At 71.7% G+C, this 16,290-nt stretch carries 13 protein-coding genes; all 13 read left to right on the top strand.

The window, feature by feature from the left end:
• Positions 1 to 51: 51 nt before the first annotated feature.
• Genes ACTHAM_RS16340 through nuoN form a run of 13 tightly spaced genes read left to right on the top strand, consistent with a single transcriptional unit; the run spans position 52 to position 16,199 of the window.
• On the top strand, positions 52 to 603 hold the full coding sequence (locus tag ACTHAM_RS16340) for a NuoB/complex I 20 kDa subunit family protein (RefSeq protein WP_440689383.1): 552 nt from the start codon (positions 52 to 54) through the stop codon (positions 601 to 603).
• Positions 600 to 1,421, top strand: coding sequence for an NADH-quinone oxidoreductase subunit C (locus tag ACTHAM_RS16335; protein ID WP_440689381.1), 822 nt, complete (start codon positions 600 to 602; stop codon positions 1,419 to 1,421). The genes ACTHAM_RS16340 and ACTHAM_RS16335 overlap by 4 nt, the downstream gene beginning before the upstream one ends.
• Positions 1,421 to 2,770 (top strand): NADH-quinone oxidoreductase subunit D, encoded by a 1,350-nt coding sequence (locus tag ACTHAM_RS16330; protein WP_440689379.1) that lies wholly within the window; start codon positions 1,421 to 1,423, stop codon positions 2,768 to 2,770. Before ACTHAM_RS16335 ends, ACTHAM_RS16330 begins: the two co-directional genes overlap by 1 nt.
• A complete protein-coding gene (nuoE, locus tag ACTHAM_RS16325; protein WP_440689377.1) occupies positions 2,770 to 3,645 on the top strand; it encodes an NADH-quinone oxidoreductase subunit NuoE in 876 nt (291 codons plus the stop codon). The genes ACTHAM_RS16330 and nuoE overlap by 1 nt, the downstream gene beginning before the upstream one ends.
• The gene (nuoF, locus tag ACTHAM_RS16320; protein WP_440689375.1) at positions 3,645 to 4,982 is read left to right on the top strand and encodes an NADH-quinone oxidoreductase subunit NuoF; all 1,338 of its coding nucleotides are present in this window, start codon (positions 3,645 to 3,647) and stop codon (positions 4,980 to 4,982) included. The genes nuoE and nuoF overlap by 1 nt, the downstream gene beginning before the upstream one ends.
• The gene (locus tag ACTHAM_RS16315; RefSeq protein ID WP_440689373.1) at positions 4,979 to 7,600 is read left to right on the top strand and encodes an NADH-quinone oxidoreductase subunit G; all 2,622 of its coding nucleotides are present in this window, start codon (positions 4,979 to 4,981) and stop codon (positions 7,598 to 7,600) included. Before nuoF ends, ACTHAM_RS16315 begins: the two co-directional genes overlap by 4 nt.
• Positions 7,597 to 8,982 (top strand): NADH-quinone oxidoreductase subunit NuoH, encoded by a 1,386-nt coding sequence (gene nuoH, locus ACTHAM_RS16310; protein WP_440689371.1) that lies wholly within the window; start codon positions 7,597 to 7,599, stop codon positions 8,980 to 8,982. Before ACTHAM_RS16315 ends, nuoH begins: the two co-directional genes overlap by 4 nt.
• Positions 8,975 to 9,760, top strand: a complete 786-nt coding sequence (gene nuoI / locus ACTHAM_RS16305; protein ID WP_440689369.1) for an NADH-quinone oxidoreductase subunit NuoI — start codon at positions 8,975 to 8,977, stop codon at positions 9,758 to 9,760. The genes nuoH and nuoI overlap by 8 nt, the downstream gene beginning before the upstream one ends.
• Complete coding sequence (locus ACTHAM_RS16300) at positions 9,757 to 10,617, top strand: NADH-quinone oxidoreductase subunit J (RefSeq protein WP_440689367.1); 861 nt, start codon at positions 9,757 to 9,759, stop codon at positions 10,615 to 10,617. The genes nuoI and ACTHAM_RS16300 overlap by 4 nt, the downstream gene beginning before the upstream one ends.
• The gene (nuoK, locus tag ACTHAM_RS16295; RefSeq protein WP_440689365.1) at positions 10,614 to 10,913 is read left to right on the top strand and encodes an NADH-quinone oxidoreductase subunit NuoK; all 300 of its coding nucleotides are present in this window, start codon (positions 10,614 to 10,616) and stop codon (positions 10,911 to 10,913) included. The genes ACTHAM_RS16300 and nuoK overlap by 4 nt, the downstream gene beginning before the upstream one ends.
• A 10-nt stretch (positions 10,914 to 10,923) precedes the next feature.
• Positions 10,924 to 12,885 carry an NADH-quinone oxidoreductase subunit L gene (nuoL, locus tag ACTHAM_RS16290; RefSeq protein ID WP_440689363.1) on the top strand — a complete coding sequence of 654 codons (1,962 nt, stop codon included), beginning with the start codon at positions 10,924 to 10,926 and terminating at the stop codon, positions 12,883 to 12,885.
• Positions 12,886 to 12,900: 15 nt separating this feature from the next.
• Positions 12,901 to 14,454 carry an NADH-quinone oxidoreductase subunit M gene (locus ACTHAM_RS16285; protein WP_440689361.1) on the top strand — a complete coding sequence of 518 codons (1,554 nt, stop codon included), beginning with the start codon at positions 12,901 to 12,903 and terminating at the stop codon, positions 14,452 to 14,454.
• Positions 14,451 to 16,199, top strand: coding sequence for an NADH-quinone oxidoreductase subunit NuoN (gene nuoN / locus ACTHAM_RS16280; RefSeq protein WP_440689359.1), 1,749 nt, complete (start codon positions 14,451 to 14,453; stop codon positions 16,197 to 16,199). The genes ACTHAM_RS16285 and nuoN overlap by 4 nt, the downstream gene beginning before the upstream one ends.
• Positions 16,200 to 16,290 lie beyond the last annotated feature (91 nt).

Below are 16,290 nucleotides of genomic sequence, written 5' to 3'. Positions count from 1 at the left end.
CGGCACCCGCACCCGCACGCACGCACGTCCCGACCCGCAAGGAGGGCTGACATGGGCCTCGAAGAAGCACCCTCGGGTTTCCTGCTCACGACGGTCGAGGACCTCGTCGGCTACTTCCGCAAGGCTTCGCTGTGGCCGGTCACGTTCGGCCTGGCGTGCTGCGCGATCGAGATGATGGCCACCGGTGGCAGCCGGTTCGACATCTCGCGGTTCGGCATGGAGGTCTTCCGGGCCTCGCCGCGCCAGTCCGACCTGATGATCGTCGCGGGGCGGGTGAGCCAGAAGATGGCCCCGATCGTGCGGCAGGTCTACGACCAGATGGCCGGGCCGAAGTGGGTCCTGTCGATGGGTGTGTGCGCGTCGTCCGGCGGCATGTTCAACAACTACGCCATCGTGCAGGGTGTGGACCACGTCGTGCCGGTGGACATCTACCTGCCGGGCTGCCCGCCGCGCCCGGAGATGCTGATCAACGCCATCCTGACGCTGCACGCGCAGATCCAGGACGAGCCGCTGGGCAAGAACCGCCGCGAGATCGCCGTCGCCGCCGAGGCCGCTGCGCTCGAGGCGACGCCGACCTCGCACATGACGGGCCTGCTGCGATGACCGCGCCGAAGGACGAGAAGGACGTGACGGGCGAGAAGGTGGACGCCGCTGCCGCTGCGAAGGCCGGGTCCCCTGTCACCGGCGCCCAGTCGACGACCGAGGCGGCCCTGGAGGCCGGTGCGCAGAACGCCCCGACGGGTGCCGAGCACCGCACGAGCATCCCGGTCGTCGAGGTCCGCACCGGCATGTTCGGCGTGCACGGCACCGGTGACACCTCCGGCTACGGCGGGCTGGTCACCACGGTCACCCTGCCCGGTCCGAGCGAGCGGCCCTACGGCGGCTGGTTCGACGAGGTCGTCGACGTGCTGACCGAGGTGCTCGACGAGTCCGGCACCGGGTTCGCGAACGCGGTCGAGGCCGTGGTCGTCGACCGCGAGCAGCTCACGCTGCACGTGGCGCGCGAGCACGTGGTCGAGGTCGCGCAGGCGCTGCGGGACGACCCGGACCTGCGGTTCGAGCTGAGCCTGGGCGTCTCGGGCGTGCACTACCCGCACGAGACCGGTCGCGAGCTGCACGCCGTCTACCACGTGGTCTCGGTGACCCACGGCCGCCGGCTGCGGTTCGAGGTCGCCGTGCCCGACGGTGACGCGCACATCCCGTCGACGACGACCGTGTACCCGGCCAACGACTGGCACGAGCGCGAGACGTTCGACTTCTTCGGCATCGTGTTCGACGGCCACCCCGGTCTGGCGCGCATCCAGATGCCCGACGACTGGCCTGGCCACCCGCAGCGCAAGGACTACCCGCTCGGCGGCATCCCGGTCGAGTACAAGGGCGCCACCGTGCCGCCCCCGGACCAGCGGAGGTCGTACTCCTGATGAGCACCCAGACCCCCCACGCGACCGGTCACGTCGTCGACGACGACACGACCGCGATCCCGTCCTTCGAGGCCTCCGGCGGCGACTGGTCGGAGATCGCCGAGGAGGCCGCGCGCCTCGGCGAGGAGCGCATCGTCGTCAACATGGGCCCTCAGCACCCGTCCACGCACGGCGTGCTGCGACTCATGCTCGAGATCGACGGCGAGACCGTCACCGAGGCCCGTGCCGGGATCGGCTACCTGCACACGGGCATCGAGAAGAACATGGAGTTCCGCACCTGGACCCAGGGCGTGACCTTCTGCACCCGCATGGACTACGTGGCCCCGCTGTTCCAGGAGGCCGCGTACTGCCTGGCGGTCGAGAAGCTGCTGGGCATCACCGACGACGTGCCCGAGCGCGCCACCGTCATCCGGGTGCTGATGATGGAGCTGAACCGGATCGCCTCCCACCTGGTGTGCCTGGCCACGGCCGGCAACGAGCTGGGCGCGACGACCGTGATGACCACGGGCTTCACGGCCCGCGAGGAGATCCTGAAGATCTTCGAGCTGGTCACGGGCCTGCGCATGAACCACGCGTACATCCGCCCCGGCGGTGTCGCTCAGGACATCCCCCCGGGCGCGGTCGACGCGGTCCGTGAGGCCTTGGTGACGACGCGGCACTACCTGCGTCAGCTCGAGGACCTCATGATGGCCAACCCGATCCTGCACCTGCGGACCAAGGGCATCGCCAACCTGAGCCTGGCCGGCTGCATGGCCCTGGGCATGACGGGTCCGGTGCTGCGCTCGGCGGGCCTGCCGTACGACGTGCGCAAGGCCGACCCGTACTGCGGGTACGAGACCTACGACTTCGACGTGCCGACCTCGACCGATGCGGACGCGTGGTCGCGGATCGTGCTGCGGTTCGAGGAGTGCTACCAGTCGATGCGGATCGTCGAGCAGACCCTCGACCGTCTGCAGGCGATGGGTGCCGGTCCGGTGATGGTCGCCGACAAGAAGGTCGCGTGGCCGGCGCAGCTGGCCGTCGGCGCCGACGGCATGGGCAACTCGCTGGACCACATCAAGGAGATCATGGGCACCTCGATGGAGGCCCTGATCCACCACTTCAAGCTGGTCACCGAGGGTTTCCGCGTGCCGGCCGGCCAGGTGTTCCAGACCGTCGAGCACCCGCGCGGCGAGCTGGGTGTGCACCTGGTCTCCGACGGCGGCACCAAGCCGTACCGCGCGCACTTCCGTGACCCGTCGTTCAACAACCTGCAGGCCGTCTCGATGATGTGCGAGGGCGGCCAGGTGGCCGACGTCGTCGTCTCGGTGGCCTCGCTCGACCCCGTGCTGGGAGGGGTGGACCGCTGATGTCCGTCGAACAGGCTCCGGTCGGGCGCACGCCCGGCGCCCGGCACGCCACGGGGTACGACGAGGCCACGCGCGAGCGTCTGGCCGCCGACGCCGCGGCGATCGTGGCCCGCTACCCGCAGGAGCGTTCCGCGCTGCTGCCGATGCTGCACCTGGTGCAGGCCGAGGACGGCTACGTCTCGCCGCGGGGCATCGCGTTCTGCGCGGCCACGCTGGGTCTGACGACCGCCGAGGTGTCGGCGGTCGCGACGTTCTACACGCAGTACAAGCGGCACCCCAACGGTGAGTACACCGTGGGCGTCTGCACGAACACGCTGTGCGGTGTCATGGGCGGCGACGCCATCTGGGAGGAGCTCACCGAGCACCTCGGCGTCGGGCACGACGAGACGACCGAGGACGGCGCCGTCACCCTCGAGCGCGTCGAGTGCAACGCGGCGTGCGACTACGCCCCCGTGGTGATGGTCAACTGGGAGTTCTTCGACAACCAGACGCCCGAGTCCGCCAAGGCCGTGGTCGACGACCTGCGTGCCGGCAAGCCGGTACGGCCCACGCGTGGCCCCGACTCGGTGGCCTCCTTCAAGGAGGTCTCGCGCGTGCTGGCCGGGTTCACCGACGGGCGGGCCGACGAGGGTCCGGGTGCCGGTGAGGCGACGCTGCGCGGTGCGCGGCTGGCCGCCGAGCACGGCTGGACGGCCCCGGTGCCCGGTGCGCCGGCTGCCGCCGCGGCCGAGCCGGCCCAGGCACCGGCTGCGACCACCGAGCCCAAGACCGGCGGGAAGCAGTCCAGCGCCGAGCGTCCGGCGACCACACCGGCCGACTCCTCGGCGAAGGCCCGCCGCACCAAGAAGTCCACCGACGCCGCGAAGGAGTCGTGATGGCCACCACCCTCACCCCCGTGCTGTCGGCCGGCTGGGACGCCGACCGCTCCTGGACGCTGTCCGCCTACGAGGCGTCGGGCGGCTACGCGGGCCTGCGCAAGGCCCTGACGATGGCCCCGGCCGACATCGTCACCACCGTCAAGGACTCCGGTCTGCGCGGTCGTGGCGGCGCCGGGTTCCCCACCGGGCTCAAGTGGAGCTTCCTGCCGGCCCCGGACGGCGGCCCGCGGTACCTGGTGGTCAACGCGGACGAGTCCGAGCCGGGGACCTGCAAGGACATCCCGCTGATGATGGCCAGCCCGCAGCACCTGATCGAGGGTGTGGCGATCACGTCGTTCGCGATCGGCTGCCACCACGCGTTCATCTACCTGCGTGGCGAGGTCGTGCACGTGTACCGCCGCCTGCTGCGCGCCGTCGAGGAGGCCTACGCGGCCGGGTACCTGGGCAAGAACATCCTCGGTTCCGGCTACGACCTCGAGGTGACGGTGCATGCCGGTGCCGGGGCGTACATCTGCGGCGAGGAGACCGCGCTGCTCGACTCGCTCGAGGGCCTGCGCGGTCAGCCGCGCCTGAAGCCGCCGTTCCCGGCCGTCGCCGGCCTGTACGCGCGGCCGACGGTCGTCAACAACGTCGAGTCCATCGCGTCGGTGCCCAGCATCGTGAAGAACGGGTCCGACTGGTTCAAGCAGATGGGCACCGAGCGGTCGGCCGGCTTCGGCCTGTTCTCGCTGTCGGGGCACGTGACGCGTCCCGGTCAGTACGAGGCGCCGCTGGGCATCACGCTGCGCGAGCTGCTCGACATGGCCGGCGGCATCCGTGAGGGCCACGAGCTGAAGTTCTGGACACCGGGCGGCTCGTCGACGCCGATCTTCACCGCCGAGCACCTGGACGTGCCGCTGGACTACGAGTCCGTCGGGGCGGCCGGGTCCATGCTCGGCACGCGCGCGCTGCAGATCTTCGACGAGACCACCTCGGTGGTCCGCGCGGTGTCGCGCTGGATCCAGTTCTACAAGCACGAGTCGTGCGGCAAGTGCACCCCGTGCCGCGAGGGCACGTTCTGGCTCGCCCAGGTGCTCGCCCGGCTCGAGCAGGGTCAGGGCACCTCGGACGACATCGACCTGCTGCTCGACCTGTGCGACAACATCCTCGGTCGCGCGTTCTGCGCGCTCGGCGACGGCGCCACCAGCCCGGTGACGTCGGCCATCAAGTACTTCCGGGAGGAGTTCGAGGCGGGCACGCACACGCCCGCCGACGTGCTCTTCCCGCCCGAGCGCAGCTCGCTGTTCGCCTACACGCCCCGCCGCAGCGGGGCCCTCGCGGGGGTGCACGCATGACGATCACGTCCCCGCGTCCCGGCCGCGCCGCCGCCTCGACGCCCCTCGTGCCGGACGCCCCGGCCCCCGTGGCCGTCGAGCCGGCCGCGACCGTGACGCTGACGATCGACGACGTCGAGACGACCGTGGCCAAGGGCACGCTCGTCATCCGCGCCGCCGAGCAGCTCGGCATCCAGATCCCGCGGTTCTGCGACCACCCGCTGCTCGCCCCCGCCGGTGCGTGCCGGCAGTGCCTCGTCGAGGTCGCGGTGCCCGACCGTGAGGGCAACGTCCGCCCGATGCCCAAGCCGCAGGCCTCCTGCACGCTCGAGGCCACGCCCGGCATGGTGGTCCGCACGCAGCGCACGTCGGCCGTGGCCGACAAGGCCCAGCACGGCGTGATGGAGCTGCTGCTCATCAACCACCCGCTCGACTGCCCCGTCTGCGACAAGGGCGGCGAGTGCCCCCTGCAGAACCAGGCCATGTCGAACGGTCGGGCCAGCACCCGGTTCGTCGACATCAAGCGCACGTACCCCAAGCCGGTGGCGATCTCGACGCAGATCCTCATCGACCGCGAGCGCTGCGTGCTGTGCCAGCGGTGCACCCGGTTCTCCGAGGAGATCGCCGGCGACGTGTTCATCGACCTGCAGAAGCGCGGTGCGCAGCAGCAGATCGGCACGTTCGACACGCAGGTCCTCGGCTTCACCGGAGACACGCCCTCGGGCGCCTCCGCGATCGACGCCTCCGGCCGCCCGTTCGCGTCGTACTTCTCGGGCAACACCGTGCAGATCTGCCCCGTGGGTGCCCTCACGGGTGCGGCCTACCGGTTCCGTGCGCGGCCGTTCGACCTGGTCTCGACCCCCGGTGTGGCCGAGCACGACTCGTGCGGCTCGGCGATCCGCGTCGACCACCGTCGCGGCGTCGTGCTGCGTCGCCTGGCCGGCGACGACCCGGCGGTCAACGAGGAGTGGATCACCGACAAGGACCGGTTCGCGTTCGCCTGGCAGTCCGCGCCGGACCGCCTCACCACGCCGCTGGTCCGCGCACGCAACGCCGACGGCACGCGAGGCGAGCTCGAGCCGGCCAGCTGGGTCGAGGCGCTCGACGTCGCCGCCGCGGGTCTGCGCTCGGCGCTCGAGGCCGACGGTGCCGCCGCGGGCGTGGCGGTGCTGCCCGGCGGTCGCCTCACGCTCGAGGACGCCTACGCGTACGCCAAGTTCGCCCGCGTCGCGCTGGGCACCCACGACGTCGACTTCCGTGCCCGTCCGCACTCGGACGAGGAGGAGTCGTTCCTGGGTCATGCCGTCGCCGGCCGCACGCTGCAGGTGACGTTCGGCGACCTGGAGCAGGCGCCCGCGGTGCTGCTCGTGGGCCTGGAGGCCGAGGAAGAAGCAGGCATCACGTTCCTGCGCCTGCGCAACGGTGTGCGCGCCGGTCGGACCACGGTCCTGTCGGTGGCCGCCCTGGCCAGCCGGGGCCTGCAGCGCCTGGACGGCGTGCTGCTGCCGGCCGCTCCCGGCACGGAGGCCGAGGTGCTCGACGCGATCGGCACCGACGCGGACGACGAGCTGCTGACCGACGCCGCGACCGCCCTGGCCACGCCGGGGTCCGTGGTGCTCGTGGGTGAGCGTCTGGCCGCGTCGGTCGGGGCGTACTCGGCCGCGCTGCGGCTCGCGGAGCGCACCGGGGCTCGCCTCGCCTGGGTGCCGCGGCGGGCGGGGGAGCGCGGGGCCGTCGAGGCCGGTGCGCTGCCGACCCTGCTGCCCGGTGGCCGCCCGGTGGCCGACTCGGCTGCCCGTGTCGACCTGGCCGCGGCGTGGGGTGTCGAGCAGCTGCCGGCCGCGCCGGGACGTCCCACCGGGGCGATCCTGCAGGCCGCGGTCGCGGGCACCCTGGGTGCGCTCGTCGTCGGCGGTGTCGACCCGGCGGACCTGCCCGACCCGGCGCTGGCCCGTCGGGCGCTGACGGCGGTCCCGTTCGTCGTCGCGCTCGAGGTGCGTCGCTCCGAGGTGACCGACGCGGCCGACGTGGTGCTGCCCGTCGCGCCGCCGGTGGAGAAGCCCGGCACGTTCGTCACGTGGGAGGGCCGCCCGCGGCCGTTCCCGCAGGCGCTGGCCACCACCGCCATGGCCGACCACCGGGTGCTGGACCTGCTGGCCGACGCCCTCGGAGTCGAGCTGGGCCTGCCGACCGTCACCGCCGTGCACGACGAGCTCGACCAGCTCGGCGGCTGGGACGGTGCCCGGGTGGGCGCCCCCACGGTCGAGTCCACCGAGCCGCCGACCATCGCCGCGGGCACCGCGGTGCTGGCCACCTGGCACCAGCTGCTCGACGCCGGTCGGCTGCAGAGCGGGGAGCCGTTCCTGGCCGGGACGGCGAAGCGACCGGTCGCCCGGATCTCCGAGGTCACCGCCCAGGCGGCCGGTGTCGCCGACGGCGCCCAGCTGGCCGTGAGCACCGACGCCGGGACCATCACGTTGCCGGTGGTCGTCACCGAGATGCTCGACCACGTCGTGTGGCTGCCGACCAACGCGGTCGGCAGCGCGGTGCGCGACACCCTGCACGCCGACGCGGGCGACGTCGTCCGCATCGCCGCCGCGACCGCCGAGGTCGCCGTCGCCGAGGAGGTCGACGCGTGAGCGCACCCGCCCTGCTGCCGGGGGCCGCCGTGACCCCCGTCGTGGCCGACTTCGGTCAGGACGTCTTCTGGGTCTGGCTGCTCAAGGCCGTGGCCATCATCGTGTTCCTGCTGACCAGCGTGCTCATCGCCATCTGGTTCGAGCGCCGGGTCGTGGCCCGCATGCAGGTGCGCCCCGGCCCGAACGTGCATGGTCCGCTGGGTCTGCTGCAGTCGCTGGCCGACGCGATGAAGCTCCTGGTCAAGGAGGACATCACCGTCAAGGCGGCCGACAAGCTGGTCTACATCGTCGCGCCGATGATCGCGGTGTTCTGCTCGCTGCTGACGTTCGCCGTGATCCCGTTCGGCCCCGAGGTGAACATCTTCGGCGTGATGACGCCGCTGCAGCTGACCGACTTCCCCGTCGCGGTGCTGTACATCCTGGCCTGCGCGTCCGTCGGCGTGTACGGCATCGTGCTCGGCGGCTGGTCGTCCAACTCGACGTACCCGCTGCTCGGCGGGGTCCGGTCCACGGCTCAGGTCATCTCGTACGAGCTGTCCATGGGCCTGTCGCTGGTGTCGGTGTTCATCCTCGCCGGGTCCATGTCGACCTCGCAGATCGTCGACTCCCAGACGCAGGTCTGGTGGTTCCTGCCGCTGGCACCGGCGTTCGTCATCTACGTGATCTCGATGGTCGGCGAGACGAACCGTCTGCCGTTCGACCTGCCCGAGGCCGAGGGTGAGCTCGTCGGCGGGTACACCACCGAGTACTCCTCGATGAAGTTCGCCTGGTTCTTCCTGGCCGAGTACATCAACATGATCAACGTCTCGGCCGTGGCCACGACGCTGTTCTTCGGCGGCTGGCGTGCCCCGTGGCCGCTGTCGGCGATCAACGACGGCATGTTCAACACCGGCTGGTGGCCCGTGCTGTGGTTCCTGGCCAAGCTGTGGCTGTTCATGTTCCTGTTCGTGTGGATCCGCGGCTCCGTGCTGCGCTTCCGCTACGACCAGTTCATGAAGCTCGGCTGGAAGGTGCTGATCCCCGCCTCGCTGGCCTGGGTGTTCTGCGTCTCGATCGTGCAGGGCATCCGTCAGTTCTCCGGCTGGGAGCTGCGCACGGTGCTGTTCGTGCTGGCCGGCCTGGTGCTGGCCGCGCTGGCCCTGTCGTTCCTGGTCCCGGAGAAGAAGCCCACCGCCAAGGACACCGGTCCGCGCGAGCCCGTGGTGATCGACCCGTTCGCCGCCGGGTACCCGGTGCCGCCGCTGCCCGGCCAGGTCCTCCCGCCGTCCCCCCGCAAGGCCCGCCAGGCCGCCGCCGCGATGGCCGCGACCGCCTCGGCCGACCCCGCCGCCACCGACGGTGATCCCGGACCGCAGACCCCGAAGGAGGTGCACGGTGGCTGACGAGACCACGGACCCCACGAAGGACGTCCGGCCGGCCCGCGACACGGACGCGAGCGGCCGTGAGGTCGCCCGCCCGCAGGACCAGCCGTACCGCTCGCTGATGGAGCCGCGCACGGGTCTGGCCGAGCTGCTCGCCCCCGTGGGCGGGTTCGGCGTGACGATCTCGAACTTCTTCCGGCCGACGGTCACCGAGCAGTACCCCTCGGACAAGGCACCGATCCGGCCCCGGTACCACGGGCGTCACCGGCTCAACCGGTACGCCGACGGGCTCGAGAAGTGCATCGGCTGCGAGCTGTGCGCGTGGGCGTGCCCGGCGGATGCGATCTACGTCGAGGCCGCCGAGAACACCGCCGACGAGCAGTTCTCGCCGGGTGAGCGCTACGGCCGCGTCTACGAGATCAACTACCTGCGCTGCATCTTCTGCGGCCTGTGCATCGAGGCGTGCCCCACCCGGGCGCTGACGATGACCAACGAGTTCGAGCTCGCCGGCCCGACGCGCGCCGGGATGATCTGGGAGAAGGACGACCTGCTCGCGCCGATGCGCTCGGGCATGCTGGCCGCCCCGCACCCCATGGTCGAGGGCACCACGGACACCGAGTACTACCGCGGCGAGGTCACCGGGGCCACCGACGAGCAGGTCGCCTGGGTCGCCGAGCACCGCCCGGACGACCCGACGCTGCCGGCGAACGCCGGGCCCGAACCCGTCCAGACCATCGGCGCCACGGCCGCCGCGCAGTACGCGCGGACGGCCGCCGCCACGAAGCAGGGGTCGAAGTGAGCGCGGCACTGGTCACGTCCCTCACGGACGCGGGCACCACGACGACGGCCGAGGCCGTGCTGTTCTGGGTGCTCGGTCCGGTCATCGTGCTGGCGGCACTCGGTCTGCTGCTCGCCCGCAAGGCGGTGCACGCGGCCCTCGCCGTCGTCGTCGTGATGATCTCCCTGGCGTTCCTGTACGTCGCGCAGGACGCGGTGTTCCTCGGCGTCGTGCAGGTCGTGGTGTACACCGGCGCCGTGATGATGCTGTTCCTGTTCGTGCTCATGCTCGTCGGCGTGGACGCCTCGGACTCCCTGGTGGAGACGCTGCGCGGTCAGCGCTGGATCGGGCTGCTGGCCGGTCTGGGGCTCGGCGTGGTGCTGGCGGGGGTCGTCGGCACGGCGGCGTACGGCACACCCGTCGGCCTGGACACCGCCAACGAGGCCTCCAACCCGGTGGGCATCGCGCGGATCGTGTTCGGCGAGTACGTGTTCGCGTTCGAGGTCGTCGGGGCGCTCCTGGTGACCGCGGCCCTGGGCGCCCTGGTGCTCACGCACCGTCAGCGTCTGACCCGGCACATCGGCCAGAAGGAGCGGGCCGACGCCCGCGTCGCCGCCGGTGCCGTGCTCACCCCGCTGCCGGCACCGGGCGTGTACGCCCGGCACAACGCCATGGACGTGCCGGCGCTCGGCCCGGACGGCCGACCGCTGCCGCACTCCGTGCCCCGTGTGCTGCGGGTGCGCGGCCAGGAGGCCGACGCGGCGGAGTTCTCGGCCCGCACCGAGCGGGTCCTCGCCGGCTACGCGGCCGACGAACCGGTGGAGATCGAGGGCCGGTCGGCCGCTGACGCGGCGAGCGGACAGGAGGAGGGTCGGTGAACCCCACGAACTACCTGGTGCTGTCGTCCATCCTGTTCGCGATCGGTGCGTCGACGGTGCTGCTGCGCCGCAACGCGATCATCGTGTTCATGGGTGTGGAGGTCATGCTCAACGCGACGAACCTGGCGCTGGTCACGTTCTCGCGCATCCAGGGGAACCTCACCGGCCAGACGCTCGCGTTCTTCGTCATGGTCGTGGCGGCCGCCGAGGTCGTCGTCGGCCTGGCGATCATCGTCGCGATCTTCCGGACCCGCCGCTCGGCCTCGGTCGACGACGTCAACCTGTTGAAGAGCTGAGGGGCGGCACGTGCACACCCTGACCTCCGTCCTCCCGTGGGAGGCCGCCGTCCCCGTCGCGCAGAGCGCCGACGGTCTCGTCTCGCTGGCGCCGTGGCTCGTGGGCCTGCCGCTGCTGTCGGCGGCCGTGCTGCTGCTCCTCGGTCGGCGCGCCGACCGATGGGGCCACTGGCTGGGCGTGGCGGCCTCGTCCGCGGCGTTCGTGCTCGGCGCCGCGCTGCTGCTCGACCTGCTGGGCCGACCGGCCGACGCGCGGATCCTCGACGTCGACCTGGGTACCTGGATCGACGCCGGCACGTTCGACCTGTCGGCCGGTGTGCGGATCGACCCGCTGTCGTTGACGTTCGTGCTGCTGGTGACGTTCGTCGGCTCGCTGATCCACGTGTACTCCGTGGCGTACATGGAGCACGACGTGAACCGCCGCCGGTTCTTCGCGTACCTCAACCTGTTCGTCGCGGCGATGCTCGTGCTGGTGCTCGCGAACTCCTACCTGCTGCTGTTCGTCGGCTGGGAGGGCGTCGGTCTGGCGTCGTACCTGCTCATCGGGTTCTGGAACCACCACCTGCCGTACGCGGTCGCCGCGAAGAAGGCGTTCGTGGCCAACCGCATCGGTGACGTCGGCCTGATCGTGGCGCTGGGGCTGATGTTCGCCCAGTTCGGTGCGGTCGACTTCGCCACGGTGCACGCCGGGGCCGCGCACGCGAGCCAGGGCACGCTCACGGCGATCGCCCTCATGCTGCTGCTCGCCGCGTGCGGCAAGTCGGCGCAGTTCCCGCTGCAGTCCTGGCTGGGCGACGCGATGGCCGGCCCGACGCCGGTGTCCGCCCTGATCCACGCGGCCACGATGGTCACCGCCGGCGTCTACCTGGTGGTGCGCTCGGCGCCCGTGTTCGACGGCGCGCCCACCGCGCAGCTGGTCGTCGTGATCGTCGGTGCGATCACCCTGATCTTCGGGGCCGTGGTCGGCTGTGCCAAGGACGACATCAAGAAGGCGCTGGCCGCCTCGACCATGTCGCAGATCGGCTACATGATGCTCGCCGCGGGCCTGGGCCCCATCGGTGCGGCGTTCGCGATCTTCCACCTGCTCACGCACGGGTTCTTCAAGGCCGGCATGTTCCTGGGTGCCGGGTCCGTGATGCACGGCATGGACGACCAGGTGGACATGCGCCGCTTCGGCGGCCTGGGCCGGTACATGAAGATCACCTGGGCCACGTTCGGCCTGGGGTGGCTGGCGATCCTCGGCATCCCGCCGTTCTCGGGCTTCTGGTCCAAGGACAAGATCATCGAGGCGGCCTTCGTCGGCGAGGGCTGGCGTCCGTGGGTCTTCGGCTCGGTCGCGCTGATCGGCGCGGGGATCACGGCGTTCTACATGTCGCGCCTGTTCTTCATGACCTTCGAGGGGCAGCGGCGCTGGTCCACGACGCGCGACGGGCACGAGCAGCACCCGCACGAGTCCCCGGCGCTGATGACCTGGCCGATGATCATCCTCGCCGTCGGCTCGGCAGGGCTCGGGCTGGTGCTGGCCACCGGCGACCGGTTCACCACGTGGCTGGCTCCCGTCACCGGGCACGCCGAGCACGCCGAGCCGGTGCTGCCCGCCTGGTTGCTGATCGTGCTGACGCTCGCCGTGGTGATCGCCGGCCTGGTGATCGCCTGGCGGTGGTACGCCGTCGGCACCGTGCCCGTCACGCCGCCCATCGGCACCGCACTCACGCGCGCCGCCCGCGTGGACCTCTACCAGGACGCCGTCAACGACGCCCTGCTGGTCGAGCCCGGCCAGCACCTGACCCGGTCCCTCGTCTACGCCGACCGCACGCTCGTCGACGGCGCCACCACCGGCGTCGGCCGCGGCGCGGTCGGGCTCGGTGAGGTCGCCCGCAAGACGCAGACCGGGTTCGCCCGCACGTACGCAGCGACGATGCTCCTGGGCCTCGTCGTCCTCGTGGCCGCCGTCCTGGTCGCCCAGAGCTGAGGAGAGCACCGAACGATGTCGTCCTCCTTCCCCTGGTTGACCGCCCTGGTCGTCCTGCCGCTGCTCGGGGCGGTGACGCTGTGGGTGCTGCCCGCCGGTGCCGCCCGGGCCAGGGCCCGCGGTGTCGCACTCGGGTTCGCCCTGGCCGAGCTCGCCCTGGCCGTCGGCGCACTCACCGCGTTCGACACCTCCGCGGCCGGCACCCACCAGCTCGCCGAGACGTACGCGTGGATCCCGCAGCTCGGGGTGTCGTACGCCCTGGCGGTCGACGGCGTGGGTCTCTCGCTCGTGCTCATGTCGGTGCTGCTCGTGCCGCTGGTGGTCCTGGCCGCCTGGCGGGAGCAGGGCAGTGACGGCGCCCCCACGGACCGCCTGCGTCGGTACCTGGCCCTCGTGCTGCTGCTCGAGGTGTTCATCGTGCTCGTGTTCGCCGCGCGCGACCTGTTCCTGTTCTACGTCGTCTTCGAGGCGATGCTGATCCCGGTGTACTTCATGATCGGCGCGTACGGCGGCGCTCAGCGCCGCTACGCCGCGGTGAAGTTCCTGCTGTTCGGTCTGGCCGGCGGTCTGGTGATGCTGGTCGCGGTCATCGGGCTGTACCTGCAGGGCCCGGGCGGGTCCGAGGGGTTCCTGATCGACAACCTCGTCGGTCTGAGTCTCGACCCCACGCTGGAGAAGTGGCTGTTCATCGGCTTCTTCGTGGCGTTCGCTGTCAAGGCGCCCATGTTCCCGGTGCACACCTGGCTGCCCGACGCGGCCGAGCAGGCGCCCGCGGGCACCTCGACGCTGCTGGTCGGCGTGCTCGACAAGGTCGGCACCTTCGGGATGCTCACGCTGTGCCTGCCGCTGTTCCCTGCGGCCTCCCGCTGGGCGGCCCCCGTGGTCGTCGTGCTGGCCGTCGTGTCGATCCTCTACGGGGCGCTGCTGGCCATCGGGCAGAAGGACATGTTCCGGCTGGTGGCGTACACGTCGGTGTCGCACTTCGGGTTCATCGTCCTGGGCATCTTCGCGTTCACCTCGACGTCCGTGGCCGGCTCGTCGTTCTACATGGTCAACCACGGGTTCTCCACGGGTGCGCTGTTCCTGCTGGTCGGGTTCCTGGTGGCCCGGCGCGGCTCGGCGCAGATCGCCGACTTCGGTGGCCTGCAGAAGGTTGTCCCGGTGCTCGCCGGCACGTTCCTGGTGGTCGGCCTGTCCGCGCTCTCCCTGCCGGGCCTGTCGACGTTCGTCAGCGAGTTCCTCGTGCTGGTCGGTTCGTTCGCGCGGCACCCCGCTGCCGCGATCGTCGCGACCCTCGGCGTGGTGCTGGCCGCGATCTACGTGCTGTGGCTCTACCAGCGGGTGTTCACCGGTCCGGTCCGCCCGGGCCTCGAAGGCACGCCCGACCTGCGCGCCCACGAGCGGTGGGCGGTCGCCCCGCTGATCGCCGTCATGCTCGTGCTCGGCTTCGTGCCGGGCCCCGCGCTCACCCTGGTGCGCGAGAGCGCGCACCTCACGCTCGAGCAGGGCGGCGTCGAGGACGTCGCCGCCGTCGTGTCCGCCACCTCGGTCGAAGGGACTGACGAGTGAGCACCTTCACCGCACCCACCATCGCGTGGGCGCAGCTCAGCCCGGTCGTCATCGTGCTGCTGGCCGCCGTGCTCGGCGTGCTGGTCGAGGCGTTCGTCCCGGCGGCCCGCCGCCGCGTCGTGCAGCTGGTCGTCGCGTTCGTCGCCCTGGCCGGGGCGCTGGTCGCCGTGGCCGCGCTGTGGAACGGCGCGGTGGACTCCGGCGGCACCGAGGTGCTGTCCGGCTCGCTGGTGATCGACGGCCCGGCGCTCGCGCTGCAGGGCATCATCGCCCTGCTGGCACTCGTCGCCACGCTCGTCGTCGCGGACCGCACGGACACGGGCGAGGACGCGTTCGCCCCGTCTGCCTCGGCCGTGCCCGGCTCGGAGTACGAGGAGCTGACCCGTCAGCACGGGTTGCAGCAGACCGAGGTCTTCCCCCTGGTGCTGTTCGCCACGGGCGGCATGCTGATCTTCCCGGCCACGGGCGACCTGCTGACGCTGTTCGTCGCGCTCGAGGTGCTCTCGCTGCCGCTGTACCTGCTCACGGGCATGGCCCGTCGGCGTCGCCTGCTCTCGCAGGAGGCGTCGATGAAGTACTTCCTGCTCGGTGCGTTCGCCTCGGCCCTCATGCTGTTCGGCATCGCGCTGCTGTACGGGTACTCGGGCTCGTTGCGGTTCTCCGAGATCGCCGCGGCCACGGCCGACCCGTCCGGGCTGGACGCGCTGCTGCTGGTCGGCGCCCTGCTGGTCGTGTCGGGCCTGCTGTTCAAGATCGGCGCCGTGCCGTTCCACGCCTGGACGCCCGACGTCTACCAGGGCGCACCGACGCCGATCACGGGGTTCATGGGGGCGTGCACCAAGGCCGCCGCCGCCGGGGCGTTGCTGCGCTTCGTGTACGTCGTCATCCCCGGTCTGCAGTGGGACGTGCAGGGCGTGCTGTGGGCCGTCGCGATCCTCACGATGCTCCTCGGTACGGTCGTCGCGCTCGTGCAGACCGACGTCAAGCGGATGCTCGCCTACTCCTCGATCGCCCACGCAGGCTTCCTGCTCACCGGTGTCGTGGCGCTCGAGGCCTCGGGCGTCGCTGCGGTGATCTTCTACCTGCTGGCCTACGGGGCCGCCACGGTCGGCGCCTTCGGCATCGTCTCGGTGGTCCGCGAGAAGGTCGCCGGTCCGGACGACGTGGACGGTGACACCGCCGGCACCGTGCTCGGCGAGGCCACGCACCTGTCGCAGTGGGCCGGGCTCGGCCGCCGGCACCCGCTGACCGCGCTGGCGTTCACGCTGTTCCTGCTGTCGTTCGCGGGGATCCCCCTCACGGCCGGGTTCATCGGGAAGTTCACGGTCTTCAGCGCCGCCGTCGCAGGGGGGGCCTGGCCGCTGGCGGTCGTCGGTGTGGTGGCCTCGGCCGCTGCGGCGTTCTTCTACGTGCGGGTCGTCGTCCTGATGTTCTTCACCGCGCCTGCCGCGGACGCCCGGGCGTCCGCGGGGACGGCCGGTGCCGGCGTGGCGGACGAGGCCAGCGGGGCGGACGAGGCCGGTGCGGCCGGTCCGGACGCCGACGGGGTGGATGTGTCCGCCCCCGACGTCGTGACCACCGCGACCCTGACCCGCCCGGTCCCGGCCGCGACCACGACCGTCGTCACCACGGAGGGCTTCACGGCCGTGGCCGTCGCGGTCTGCGCCGTGCTCACCCTTGCGCTCGGTGTCTTCCCCTCGCCCGTTCTCGAGCTCCTCGACCAGGCCGCGCTGTTCCTGCCCTGACCGGGCGGGGTGCTGCCGACGGATGTGACCGGCGGCACCCCGCCGGACGGGGTGATGCGGCCCTCGGTGACGCGGACGGCCGTGCGCGCCA

This window comes from Cellulomonas soli, assembly GCF_052036975.1.
Taxonomy (GTDB): domain Bacteria; phylum Actinomycetota; class Actinomycetes; order Actinomycetales; family Cellulomonadaceae; genus Cellulomonas; species Cellulomonas soli_A.
The sequence above is the reverse complement of the archived record's forward strand: the minus strand, read 5'-3'. Positions and strand labels throughout refer to the sequence as shown.

Bases quoted from the DNA above. Each gene is read 5' to 3' on its own strand.
- ACTHAM_RS16340 (WP_440689383.1), top strand. From the start codon at position 52: ATGGGCCTCGAAGAAGCACCCTCGGGTTTCCTGCTCACGACGGTCGAG.
- ACTHAM_RS16335 (WP_440689381.1), top strand. From the start codon at position 600: ATGACCGCGCCGAAGGACGAGAAGGACGTGACGGGCGAGAAGGTGGAC.
- ACTHAM_RS16330 (WP_440689379.1), top strand. From the start codon at position 1,421: ATGAGCACCCAGACCCCCCACGCGACCGGTCACGTCGTCGACGACGAC.
- nuoE (WP_440689377.1), top strand. From the start codon at position 2,770: ATGTCCGTCGAACAGGCTCCGGTCGGGCGCACGCCCGGCGCCCGGCAC.
- nuoF (WP_440689375.1), top strand. From the start codon at position 3,645: ATGGCCACCACCCTCACCCCCGTGCTGTCGGCCGGCTGGGACGCCGAC.
- ACTHAM_RS16315 (WP_440689373.1), top strand. From the start codon at position 4,979: ATGACGATCACGTCCCCGCGTCCCGGCCGCGCCGCCGCCTCGACGCCC.
- ACTHAM_RS16285 (WP_440689361.1), top strand. From the start codon at position 12,901: ATGTCGTCCTCCTTCCCCTGGTTGACCGCCCTGGTCGTCCTGCCGCTG.